The sequence below is a fragment of the Mycobacterium sp. Root135 genome, from assembly GCF_001426545.1.
Classification (GTDB): Bacteria; Actinomycetota; Actinomycetes; order Mycobacteriales; family Mycobacteriaceae; genus Mycobacterium.
This window is the reverse complement of sequence record NZ_LMEZ01000001.1, coordinates 582,808-594,897: the sequence shown is the minus strand read 5'-3', so window position 1 is coordinate 594,897 and position 12,090 is coordinate 582,808. Positions and strand designations below refer to the sequence as shown.

At 66.0% G+C, this 12,090-nt stretch carries 11 protein-coding genes; 7 read left to right on the top strand and 4 right to left on the bottom strand.

Going from position 1 to position 12,090, the window contains the following annotated elements:
- Positions 1 to 15 precede the first annotated feature (15 nt).
- On the bottom strand, positions 16 to 1,464 hold the full coding sequence (locus ASD37_RS02930) for a cytochrome ubiquinol oxidase subunit I (protein WP_056549728.1): 1,449 nt from the start codon (positions 1,462 to 1,464) through the stop codon (positions 16 to 18).
- Positions 1,465 to 1,539: 75 nt separating this feature from the next.
- Positions 1,540 to 2,127 carry an HdeD family acid-resistance protein gene (locus tag ASD37_RS02925; protein WP_056549726.1) on the bottom strand — a complete coding sequence of 196 codons (588 nt, stop codon included), beginning with the start codon at positions 2,125 to 2,127 and terminating at the stop codon, positions 1,540 to 1,542.
- A 183-nt stretch (positions 2,128 to 2,310) separates the two neighbouring features.
- Here ASD37_RS02925 and ASD37_RS02920 point away from each other — a divergent pair, with 183 nt between their 5' ends.
- From ASD37_RS02920 to ASD37_RS02890, 7 genes are all read left to right on the top strand, one after another.
- Complete coding sequence (locus ASD37_RS02920) at positions 2,311 to 3,234, top strand: ABC transporter substrate-binding protein (protein WP_056547824.1); 924 nt, start codon at positions 2,311 to 2,313, stop codon at positions 3,232 to 3,234.
- 16 nt (positions 3,235 to 3,250) lie between these two features.
- A complete protein-coding gene (locus ASD37_RS02915) occupies positions 3,251 to 4,180 on the top strand; it encodes an amino acid ABC transporter permease (protein WP_056547821.1) in 930 nt (309 codons plus the stop codon).
- A 23-nt stretch (positions 4,181 to 4,203) separates the two neighbouring features.
- Positions 4,204 to 4,956, top strand: coding sequence for an amino acid ABC transporter ATP-binding protein (locus ASD37_RS02910; protein WP_056547818.1), 753 nt, complete (start codon positions 4,204 to 4,206; stop codon positions 4,954 to 4,956).
- 8 nt (positions 4,957 to 4,964) lie between these two features.
- Positions 4,965 to 6,092, top strand: a complete 1,128-nt coding sequence (macS, locus tag ASD37_RS02905; RefSeq protein ID WP_056547814.1) for a MacS family sensor histidine kinase — start codon at positions 4,965 to 4,967, stop codon at positions 6,090 to 6,092.
- Positions 6,092 to 6,721, top strand: a complete 630-nt coding sequence (locus ASD37_RS02900; protein WP_056547811.1) for a response regulator transcription factor — start codon at positions 6,092 to 6,094, stop codon at positions 6,719 to 6,721. Before macS ends, ASD37_RS02900 begins: the two co-directional genes overlap by 1 nt.
- A gap of 43 nt (positions 6,722 to 6,764) precedes the next feature.
- Positions 6,765 to 8,525: a DUF2339 domain-containing protein gene (locus ASD37_RS02895; protein WP_056547809.1), complete on the top strand. Its 1,761-nt coding sequence runs from the start codon at positions 6,765 to 6,767 to the stop codon at positions 8,523 to 8,525.
- 454 nt (positions 8,526 to 8,979) lie between these two features.
- Positions 8,980 to 10,965 (top strand): cellulase family glycosylhydrolase, encoded by a 1,986-nt coding sequence (locus ASD37_RS02890; protein ID WP_082569919.1) that lies wholly within the window; start codon positions 8,980 to 8,982, stop codon positions 10,963 to 10,965.
- Positions 10,966 to 11,052: 87 nt separating this feature from the next.
- Here the strand turns inward: ASD37_RS02890 and ASD37_RS02885 are convergent, their stop codons facing one another.
- Positions 11,053 to 11,685, bottom strand: a complete 633-nt coding sequence (locus ASD37_RS02885; RefSeq protein WP_056549724.1) for a cation transporter — start codon at positions 11,683 to 11,685, stop codon at positions 11,053 to 11,055.
- The gene (locus tag ASD37_RS02880; RefSeq protein ID WP_056547803.1) at positions 11,685 to 12,011 is read right to left on the bottom strand and encodes a helix-turn-helix transcriptional regulator; all 327 of its coding nucleotides are present in this window, start codon (positions 12,009 to 12,011) and stop codon (positions 11,685 to 11,687) included. The genes ASD37_RS02885 and ASD37_RS02880 overlap by 1 nt, the downstream gene beginning before the upstream one ends.
- Between the last annotated feature and the right edge of the window lie 79 nt (positions 12,012 to 12,090).

The following is a 12,090-nucleotide window of genomic DNA, read 5'->3' as shown; positions in this document are numbered from 1 at the left end:
CAGTGCGCGAACGGGTCAGTACGCGAACGACAACGGTGCGACGTCGGCGTCCCCGGGTGGCGTGGGCGGCGCCGGTTCGGCGTCGTGCTCCAGCGGCCCCTCGACGACGTAGCGCCGGATCAGCCAGAACCAGATGCAGGCGAGCGCGGCGTACAGCGCCGTGAACACCGTCAGCGAGACGAGCACGATGCCCGCTGAGTGAACGGAGACGCCCTCACCGACCGTCAGACGGATCATCTGGTCGCCGGTCGGGTTGGGCACCACCACCCACGGTTGTCTGCCCATCTCGGTGAACACCCAGCCCGCGCTGTTGGCCAGGAACGGTGTCGGAAGAGTCAGGAGGGCGAAGGTGGCGAACCACCGCTGGCGGGGGAGACGTCCGCGGCGAGTAGACCAGAGGGCGACCATCGCGAAGAGCACTGGGACGGCGAGCAATCCGATCATCGCCCGGAACGACCAGTAGGTCACGAAGAGGTTGGGTCGGTAGTCGCCGGGGCCGTAGGTGGCCTCGTACCTCTCCTGCAGATCCTTCACGCCCTCCAACGTGACCCCGTCGAACCGGCCTTCGGCGAGGAAGGGGAGGACGTAGGGCACCTCGATGACGTGGTCGACGGCGTCGCAGTTGTTGTGGGTGCCGACGGTGAGGATCGAGAAGTCGGGGTCGGTCTCGGTGTGGCACAACGATTCCGCCGACGCCATCTTCATGGGCTGCTGCTGGAACATCAGCTTGCCCTGGGCGTCACCGGTGAGGAACAGTCCGCCTGCCGCGGCGAGTGTCACGAGGCAGCCGAGGATGGTGGCGGGCCGGTACATCGTGCGCGCCTCGTCGGTCTCGCGGGCACGCACCAGCCACCAGGAGCACACCGCCGCGACGAATGTTCCCGCGGTGAGGAAGGCGCCGAAGACGGCGTGTGAAAACGCCGCCGTGGCAGTGTTGTTGGTGAACAGCGCGACGATGCTGGTCAGTTCGGCGCGGCCGGTCTCTGGGTTGAAGCGGGCGCCAACGGGGTGTTGCATCCAGGAGTTGGCGGCGATGATGAAGAACGCCGAGGCGTTGACCGCGACCGCGACGATCCAGATGCAGGCCAGGTGGACGAGTCGGGGCAGTTTGGTCCAGCCGAAGATCCACAGCCCGATGAAGGTTGACTCGAAGAAGAAGGCGACCAGGCCCTCCATCGCCAGCGGCGCGCCGAACACGTCGCCGACGAATCGGGAGTATTCACTCCAGTTCATCCCGAACTGGAACTCCTGCACGATGCCGGTGGCGACGCCGAGGGCGAAGTTGATCAGGAAGAGCTTGCCGAAGAACTTGGTCAGCCGGTACCAGGCGGGATTTCCGGTGATCACCCACGCGGTCTGCATGACGGCGATCAGCGGGGCCAGCCCGATGGTCAGCGGCACGAAGATGAAGTGATAGACCGTTGTGATCCCGAACTGCCATCTCGAAACGTCGAGAGCGTTCATGTGCACCATCCCCTGGCTGCCGGTAGTACCTACGACAAAGTGTAGTAGACAACCTTCCCCCAGCCCAGGGCGTTTTTAGTGAGCTGGCTGACCCTGTCCCGAAAGCGTGTTGGTCGCGCGGCGGATCGCGACGGCGGCGACGACCTCCATGACGCCGATGACGATCAACCAAATGCCCACGACGAGCGCCAGGGTGCCGATCGAGTCGAACGGCGAAGCGAGGATGACCACGCCGGCAACCAAGCTGAGGAGCCCGACGAAGACGTTCCAGGCCCGACCCGGCAGGGTCGGATCACTGATTGCCGACACCGTCGTGGCGACGCCACGGAAGATGAAGCCCACCCCGATCCAGATGGCCAGCAACAGGACTGCGTCGTAGAGATGCCGAAACGCCATGATCGCGAGGATGAGCGACGCCGCACCGCTGATGAAGAGCAGCACCCGTCCGCCGGCGGACACGTGGAGGCTGAAGGCGAAGAAGACTTGCTGAATTCCGGTCAGCAGCAAGCCGGCACCAAAGAAGATGGCGGCCACGGTGATCGAGATGCCCGGCCACGCGACGATCGCGACACCGATCGCGATGGCCAGCAGCCCGGACACGACGGCCGATTTCCACAGATGAGGCAACAGACTCGGCATCGCCGGGACGGACGGGGTGGTCATGAAGGGCAGTCTCGCACGGCAACCGTTGGGGGCGGCCCAATTCACCGCGTTGCCGTTTCGGACAGCGCGGATCGTCGACCGGCGTTAAGTTTCACCTACTACGGCGCGTACATCCCGCTAGTGTTCCTGAGGTCGTCGCCCGCGAAGGAATGAAGGCGACCCGATGCAGAGAGAAGAGACAACGTGGTAGCTGGAATTCAGGACCGTCGAGCGAGCTCACGCTGGTGGCGCGGCGCTGCGGTCGTCGCCGTGTCGGCATCGCTCGTTTTGTCGGGCTGTACCAAGAACACCGACTCCGCGGAACCCGCAAAGGAGACCACCGCGGCGAAGGCCGCCAAGGTCGACGACATCGCGAACACCGTTCCCGAGGACATCAAGTCCTCCGGCAAGCTCATCGTCGGCGTCAACGTTCCCTACACGCCCAACGAGTTCAAGGATTCGAGCGGCAAGATCGTCGGCTTCGACGTCGACTTGATGAATGCGATCGCTTCCACCCTCGGCTTGACCGCCGAATACCGCGAGGCCGACTTCTCGAAGATCATCCCGTCGATCACCGGCGGGACGTTCAACGTCGGCATGTCGTCGTTCACCGACACCAAGGAACGCGAACAGACCGTCGACTTCGTCACCTACTTCTCGGCTGGCTCGCTGTGGGCCAAGCCCAAGGGGTCCGACATCGACCCGACCAACGCGTGCGGCAAGAAGGTCGCGGTGCAAGCCACGACCACACAGGAAGTCGACGAACTGCCCGCCAAGAGCAAGGCGTGCACCGACGCGGGCAAGCCTGCCATCGACATCGTCAAGTTCGACGGACAGGATCAGGCCACCAACGCCGTCGTCCTCGGTCAGGCCGACGCCATGTCGGCGGACTCCCCGGTGACGCTGTACGCCATCAAGCAGAGCGCAGGCAAGCTCGAGCAGGCAGGCGAGACCTTCGACGCGGCACCCTACGGCTGGCCCGTCGCGAAGGGTTCTCCGTTGGCCGCCTCGCTGCAGAAGGCCCTCGAGCACCTGATCGAGTCCGGTGACTACAAGACGATCGCCGCGAACTGGGGTGTCGAGGCTGGCATGATCGACAAGCCAGTCATCAACGGCGCGACCAGCTGACAGTCGGAATTCACTGATGAGCGTCGACGTTCGCACGCCACCCGACAATCCAGCCGTCATCGATGCCGTCCCACTGCGGCACCCCTGGCGGTGGGTGGCGGCGATCGTCATCGTCATCCTCGTCGCGCTGTTCCTCTACGGTGCGGCGACGAATGAGGCGTACGGCTGGGGAACCTTCGGCAAGTACATCCTCGACGAGCGCATCTTCTCCGGTGTGGTGGTCACGCTCGAACTGACCATCCTGTCCATGATCCTGGCGATCGTGCTGGCGGTGTTGTTGGCCGTCATGCGACTCTCACCGAACCCGGTGTTCCGCTCGGTGTCGTGGGTGTATCTGTGGATCTTCCGCGGCACCCCGGTGTACGTGCAGTTGGTGTTCTGGGGTCTGTTCCCGACGATTTACAAGAACATTCAGCTGGGCATCCCGTTTGGGCCGACGTTCTTCACCATCAACATCCAGGACCTGTCGCTGTACTTCCTGTTGGCGGTCATCGGCCTGGGGCTCAACGAGGCCGCCTATCTCGCCGAGATCATCAGGGCCGGCATCAGCTCCGTCCCGGAGGGTCAGTCCGAAGCCTCTACGGCACTGGGCATGTCGTGGCTGATGACCATGCGCCGCACGGTGCTTCCGCAGGCGATGCGGGTCATCATCCCGCCGACGGGCAACGAGTTCATCGGCCAACTCAAGACCACGTCGCTGGTGGCCGCGGTCCCGTTCACCTTCGACCTCTTCGGGCGTCAGCGCGACATCTCGGCCGTGCTCTTCCAGCCCATCCCACTGCTGCTCGTCGCAGCGGCGTGGTACCTGCTCATCACCAGCATCCTGATGGTGGGCCAGTTCTACCTGGAGCGCTACTTCTCCCGAGGTGCGTCCCGCAAGCTCACCGCCAAACAACTCGGCGCACTGGCCGAGGCGCAGACACTTGGAGAGGCTGGGCACACATGACCGCGGCTGCCGTAGCGACACCGATGGTCAAGGCCGAGAACGTCTGCAAGAACTTCGGCGCGCTCAAGGTCCTCAAGGGCGTGACCCTGGAGATCGGCCGGGGTCAGGTGCTGGTCCTCGTCGGCCCCTCCGGGTCGGGCAAGTCGACGTTCCTGCGCTGCATCAACCACCTCGAGCAGGTCAACGGTGGTCGGCTCTACGTCGACGGCGAGCTGATCGGTTACCGCGAGAAGGGCGACAAGCTGCTCGAGATGCCGCCGCGGGAAGCCGCGCGGCAGCGGCGCGACATCGGGATGGTGTTCCAGCACTTCAACCTCTTCCCGCACCGCACCGCGCTGGCCAACATCATCGAGGCGCCCATCCAGGTCAAGGGCGTCAAGAAGGCCGAAGCCATCGAGCGGGGCAAGGACCTGCTGAACCAGGTTGGCTTGTCGGAGAAGGCAACTGCGTATCCGGCGCAACTTTCGGGCGGTCAACAGCAGCGCGTCGCGATCGCCCGCGCGTTGGCGATGGACCCCAAGCTGATGCTGTTCGACGAGCCCACTTCGGCGCTGGACCCCGAATTGGTCGGCGAAGTGCTCGGTGTCATGAAGAAGCTGGCCAGCGAGGGCATGACGATGGTGGTCGTGACCCACGAGATGGGGTTCGCCCGTGAAGTCGCCGACCAGTTGGTGTTCATGGACGCCGGGGTCATCGTCGAAAGCGGCAAGCCACGTGAGGTTCTCAGCAACCCGCAACACGAACGCACGAAGCTGTTCCTGTCCAAGGTGATGTAGTCGCCGGCATGCCGGCAGCACCCGATCCCGCGACACCGCTCTGGCGGGCGGCGCAGGTCTTCCGCTTGCTGAGCTGTCTCTACGCCCTTGGGTTTCAGATAGCGGTCAACGACGACCTCGAACGCCCCGCGATCGGCTGGGCACTCTTCGCGGTCCTGGTGTCGTGGAGCGTCGCCTGCGCAGCCGCCTACCTTCACGGCTACGGCAGGCGGATCGCATGGGTGAGCGCCGAGGTGGTGGTGGTCGTCGCACTGATGCTCTCGACAAAGATCGTCGCGTCCGATCAGTGGGCGCTGGACAACCAGTCGTGGCCGACGACGTTGTGGGCCACCAACGCAACGATTTCGGCAGCCATCCTGCTCGGCGCAATAGGTGGCATGACGACCGGGCTGTTGGTGACGGCATCCAACGCCGTACTGAAGGGGTACGTCAGCGTCGACGTGGGACGCAACGCCACCGTCGTGATCGAACTCGCCGTCGGCCTGGCGATCGGGATGGCCGCCCAGACCGCGCGTCGCGCGCACACCGAACTGCAGCGAGCCGCGCGTTTGGCGGCTTCACTCGAGGAACGCGAACGGCTGTCGAGGGAGGTCCACGACGGAGCCATCCAGGTGCTGTCGTTGGTCGCCCGTCGGGGGCGTGAGATTGGCGGTCCGACAACCGAACTCGCCGAGCTGGCGGGGGAGCAGGAACGCGCGCTGCGACGCTGGGTCAGCGCCGCGGGTTCGCCGGTGCCCGAGGGGCCGGAGATCGACCTGGTGACGCTGCTACGCGACCGCGCCGCCGACCGGGTGTCGGTCAGCCTTCCTCCGGAACCGGTCACGTTGTCCGCCGAGGTGGCACGTGAAGTCGACGCGGCGGTGGCGAACGCGTTGGACAACGTCGTCGCGCATGCCGGCGCCGACGCCCGCGCCTTCGTGCTGGTGGAGGACCTGGAAGACTCGGTCGTGGTGAGCGTCCGCGACGACGGAATCGGCATTGCGGCCGGCCGGCTCGAGGAGGCGGCCGGCGAGGGACGAGTCGGCGTGTCGAAGTCGATTGTCGGACGGCTGAATTGGCTCGGCGGTACGGCCCGGTTGAGTACGGGGCCGGGAAGGGGGACCGAGTGGGAACTGACCATTCCACGTTCACGGTGATGGTCGTGGACGACCACCCGATCTGGCGGGACGCCGTCGCCCGTGACCTTGCCGAGGAAGGCTTCGCCGTCGTCGCCACTGCGGACGGCGTCGGCTCGGCCCGCCGTCGCGCAGAAGTGGTCAAACCCGATGTGGTGGTGATGGACATGCGGCTGTCGGACGGCAACGGCGCCATCGCCACCGCCGAGGTGCTGACGGTGTCCCCGTCGTCGCGGGTCCTGGTGCTCTCGGCGTCGGACGAACGCGACGACGTGTTGGAGGCAGTGAAGGCCGGGGCGACGGGCTATCTCGTCAAGAGTGCGTCGAAGGGCGAACTCGCAGAAGCGGTTCGGGCCACCGGCGAGGGGCGGGCGGTGTTCACCCCGGGGCTGGCGGGTCTGGTGCTCGGTGAATATCGGCGCATCGCGCGCTCGCCGGGCGGGCACGACTCCACGCCCAGCTTGACCGAGCGGGAGACGGAGATCCTGCGGTACGTCGCGAAGGGGTTGACCGCCAAGCAGATTGCTGAGCAGCTGTCCTTGAGCCACCGCACGGTGGAGAACCACGTGCAGGCCACCTTCCGCAAGTTGCAGGTGGCCAATCGTGTCGAGCTGGCACGCTACGCGATAGAACACGGGCTCGACGAGTAGTAATACTCATCCCATCGGTTGGGGTGGCTGCCACGATTGCTTCATGACCGAACCAGATCAGGCCGTCATCGCCAGGCTGTCATCCGACTTCGCCGCCATGGCTGCGTATCTGGCGCGGGCGTCGGTCGACTTGCGCCAGCTCGAACGCATCGTGGCGGAGCGGCCCGTGGCACCGGCTCAGCCCCTGGCGCCTGCTCAGCCCGTACCGATGTACTGGCAGCCGCCCGCCTACACGCCAGCGGCGCCCACGCCCCAGCCGCACGTCCCCCCCGCGCCCAAGGCTCCGCGGTCCGAAGGCTGGATCGGCAAGGCACTGGCGGTCGCCGGAGTCGCGGTCACCCTGGTGGGCGTCGCCCTCCTATTGGTACTGGCCGCCCAGGCCGGCATCCTGAGGCCGGAGTTCCGGGTGTTCGCAGGCGCCGCCTTGGCGGCCGGTCTGGTGGGAGTCGCTTGGCGGCTCGTCGACCGACCCGGCGGTCGGGTCGGTGCGATTGCGTTGGCAGCGACGGGTATTGCAGCGGCGTACATCGACGTCATCGCGGTGACGACGATCTACCACTGGGTGTCTGCTGCCGTCGGACTCACCATCGCCGCGGTGGTCGCCGTCGCCGGCCTCATGCTGTCGCGCCGATGGAACTCCGAACATCTCGGCCTGTTGGTCCTCGTCCCGCTGATCGGGCTCGGACCCGTTGTCGCCGACGGAGTCACCGCCGTGCTGATCGGCTTCATGCTGGCGCTGGGCGCTGCGTCGGTACCCGTACAGCTGGGCAAGGATTGGAACGGCCTGCATGCGGCGCGCACGGCGGTGACCACCCTGCCGCTGCTACTCGCACTGATTCTGACCAGCTTCGATTCCGGGCATTCGCCGCTCCTTGCCGTCGCGGGTTCCGCCGCGGCCGCGCTGGCCATCGGGAGTGCGGTCGTCCTGCTGCCGCGCACCAAGCACCCCGCCACCATGGCGCTGCTGAGCGCGGCGGGCACCACCCCCGTCCTGGCCGCCTCGCTGGCGGTCGACGCTGCCGTCGCGGCGCTGATGGCGGCCGCGCTGTCGGCGGCCCTGGTGGGAATCGTGCTTGCCGGCGACCGCCTGACCGGAGGAGCCACCAGCGTGCGGTCGATCTGGGCGGCCCTGGCTGCGGTGTCGGCGCTCATCGCGGTGGTCGTCGCCTTCGACGGTCCGGTGGCGGGACCGGTCCTTCTCGCGATGGCCGTCGTGGTGGCGGCCGCGGGTCGACGCAGCGGGGTGGCGCGTTGGTGTGCGATCGGGTTCGGCGTCGCGGGTGGTCTGTTCTACCTTGCCTACGCCCCGCCGTCGTTCTTGGTCGAGCCCACCGAGTTGGGCACGCCGATCGCAGCCTCGACGCTGATCGCCAGCCTGCTGCTGGTGGCGTGGGCGGTCGCGATCGCGTGGTCCTGGCCCGCCGACTGGTCGTGGGCCGCCGCCGCCGTCGTCGCGCTGTACGCGACCACCACGTTCACGGTGACGGCCGGGGTGTTGCTCGGCGGCGAGGGGCAGGGTTTCCTCGCCGGCCACGTGGCCGCGACCCTGTGTTGGATCATGTTGGCCGCGGCCGTGCTTCTGTACGCGGCGAAGGTCTCTCGCGCCGAGCGCTCGCTGCCGATCGGTGGCGGCATGGCATTGGTGGCGGCCGCAGTGGCCAAGTTGTTCCTCTTCGACCTCGGGACGCTGGACGGCATCTTCCGCGTCGTCGTCTTCATCGCGGTGGGCCTGGTGCTGCTCGGCATGGGGACCGGCTACGCCCGTCTGCTCGCGCAGCAAGACAGCCGTGAGGGTCAGGCGTAGGGCTCCTCGCATCCGGGCCGTCCGAGTAGTAGTTACATCGGGGTAATTCAAGCAGGGTTAGGCACCCGTTCACCGTGGCGACTCCATTCCAAATGGGGTCGCCACGGTGCATTTGTCGTGCAAACACGAGATATTCGCGAGCCGACCATTCCACGGCGCTCCAGTCCCGCCCAATCAGTCCAAAAATCAGACCTTTGGTACGAAACCTGGCACAAACCAATCACAAATCGCTACACACGCGAAATTAGCCGTAATTACCAGGTCACGAACGGTTGCCACCCAGAATTTATGTTTGCGTTAATTGAACCGTGATGTGCAGCTCGACCTGTGGGTTTACCGCCCCCTCCGGCGCCCGCAGCGCAGTAGCCCGTTCGTTATGCGGTTTGCCTCAAGGCCAGTTAAATTGACCGGGGTTGACGGCGACGAAAATTACAAATCGTGAAAGCGAGCAGGAATGAAGAAGGCAAGTCAGGGACTTTTGAAGGCCATCGCGACGCGGGGTGTCATCGCCGCCATACCCGTTGCCATGGCTAGCGCTTATGCGAGCAACTTATTCGTCCCCGTACCGCCCCGGATGGCGTCCTACGAATATCAACAGGTCGCCGAGATCACCGTCTCGCCCAACACGGTGGGCGTGGCCGCGTCCCCTCTGTACGGACAGACCAAGGCGCAGATCGACCAGCAGCTGAACGAGATGCAGGCGCTGGGCGTTCAGAACATCCGCGTGTTCGTCCCGTGGGGGCTCGTCGACGCCTTCGGACCGTCGCAGCCGGGCAGCTTGTCGTGGTCCCTGCTCGACACCGTCATGCAGTCCGCCAAGGAACACGGCATGGGAGTCTTGGCCGAGGTGGACAGCACCCCACCGGGCGGCGTCGCCCCAGGGACCCCAAGCGGCGGCAACACCCCCGATCCCGCGAAGTTCGCCGCCTTCATGACGAAGTTCGTCACCAAGTACGGCGAAACGGTCTCCGCCTACGAGATCTGGAACGAGCCCAATGGCATTCTCTCGTCCAGCCCCATCAATCCCGCTGCGTATGCGGCCTTGGTGAAGGCGGCATACCAGGCCATCAAGCCGCTCGATCCGACGGCAACCGTCGTCGCGGGCGCCGTGGGTCACGTCATCACCGTCGGCAACATCACCATGGACCCGGTCGACTTCGTCAAGGCGATGATCGCCGCCGACCCGACCATCGGCCAATACTTCGACGCCCTGTCGTACCACCCGTATGACGTGAGCCTTCCGTTCTCGCAGGGGAACATCAATCCGAACTCCGGCTGGTGGGCGTCCGACACGGCGTTCAACCAGCTGAAGGACTTGGTGAAGCTGTTCCCCACCAAGAAGGTGTGGATCACCGAATTCGGCGTTCCGACCTACACGTACACCGACGCCAACGGCGTCGTGCACACCATCACGCAGGATCAGCAGGAGAAGTACATCGCCGACCTGATCAAGAACTGGGCGGCCTCCTTCGGGGCAAACGCCGGGCCGATCTTCCTCTACACCGGGCGAGACACCGCAACGGGCAGCGCCGATCCCGAAAAGAACTACGGGCTCTGGAATCTTCTCGGCCAGCCCAAGGAAGTCATCACCGACTTCCTCATCCAGTGGTTCAAGGACCATCCGCAAAACGGCACCGGGCCAACGAATCCCGGCCAGCCGACACCGGTGCCGAACCCGTTGGCTGCGATCGTCCAAGCCCTCGCCAAGCAGTTCCAGGCGGTCGCCGCTCAGGTTCAGGCCTCCGTCGCCGCGTTCGCCCAGGCCATCGCCAAGGCGCTCGCCTCCATTGGCGGTGCTCACGCGGTGACCACGTCGACGGCGTTGGCGCTGAAGGTCGCCTCGGTGCCGACGTCCGACACCCCAAGCGCTGGGGTCGACGACGTCAGCGAGGCAGACACGGCCACGAAGGGAGCAGAGGGAACCGACGGCACCAAGTCCGCCGCCAAGCCCGAGAAGTCGACGGCAACCGAGCCGGAGACGACGCCCGTGGTCGAGACGGTCGAGCCCGTCGCGGCGGAGCCGGTGGCCGCCGAGACTCCCGACGACACCAAGACTCCCGAGGCGACGGAGGCCGCCGAGCCGGCGGCGTTTAGTCCTGCCGAATCGGGAGCGTCAGACACGTCGGCCAAGCCCGAGAAGGCCGACACCGCAACCAAACCCGACAAGACTGACGCGTCGCCGACGCCCGACAAGGCCGACAAGCCTGACAAGAGCGTCAAGCCTGCCAAGGCCGCCAAGCCCGGCAAGGCTGACACCAAGGGCTCGTCGCCGTCGAAGGACAAGGGCGACAAGGACAAGGGCGACAAGAACGCAACGGCCAACAAGGTCACACCGAAGACGAGCTCCGCGGGAGCTGGCACCGACAAGGGATCCGACGCGAAGGTCGCGTCGCATTCACCGAGCGGCAGTGGATCGGGCGGCGGCGGAGACGAGGGGTAGCCACCGTCCGCCTGACCCACTGCGAACCGCCGCGACTCCTGCCCTTGCAGGGTCGCGGCGGTTCGTGCGTGCTGGGGGAGTGCTTGCTCAGTTACAGCCTGCGGCGCAACATGATTCGCCACGCCACGCTTGGAGACCCTCGCGGACGGCGACGGCGGCGATCACCAAGCCCGCCACGGGGTCGGCCCACGACCAACCAAGCAGCGAGTTGAGCAGCAGCCCGGCGAGCAGCACGGCGGACATGTAGGTGCACAACAGCGTCTGCTTGGAGTCTGCGACCGTCGACGACGAGCCGAGCTCCCTGCCTGCGCGCCGCTGCGCCCACGACAGGACGGGCATGACGGCCAGGCTGACCGCGGCGAGTGCGATGCCGACGGTCGACGGCTCGGCCTCGCCGTGTCCGAGGAGGCCGCGAACGGAGTCCACCGTCACATAGGCGGCCAAGCCGAAGAACGAGAACGCGATGATGCGAAGCGCGGTCTTCTCACGGGCTTCGGGATCGCGGCCGGCGAACTGCCATGCCACCGCGGCAGCCGAGGACACTTCGATCACCGAGTCCAGCCCGAATCCGAGCAGTGCGGCCGACGAGACCCGCGTTCCCTCGACGAGGGCGATGACGGCCTCGACCACGTTGTAGGTGATCGTGGCGGCGACGAAGTACCGGATGCGGCGGGACAGCACGCGGCGGCGGGGGACCGACAGCCCGACGTCCGGCGCCATCAGCAGCACCCCTCGTCACTAACCGGGCAGCAGGCCGGGTCGACCGCGAGCACCAGACCGACCAGATCGTTCAGCGCGTGCGCGATGCGGCCGTCGGCCAGCTCGTAGCGGCTACGCCGGCCCTCGGGGACGGCGACGACCAGCCCGCATCCTCGAAGGCACGCAAGGTGATTCGACACGATCTGCCGAGACACCTGCATCTCGTCGGCGAGATCGGACGGATAGCGTCCGCCGTCTCGAAGAGACAGCAATATCGACGCGCGGGTGGCGTCGGAGAGGGCATAGCCGAAGCGCGCGAGGGCGTCCCGCTCCACCAGTGTCTGCATTGCCCGACAGTACATCAAATTTTGTATTCAGAGAATTCTGAACCATTGCTCGACGACGGAGATGGCAACAGATTGACGG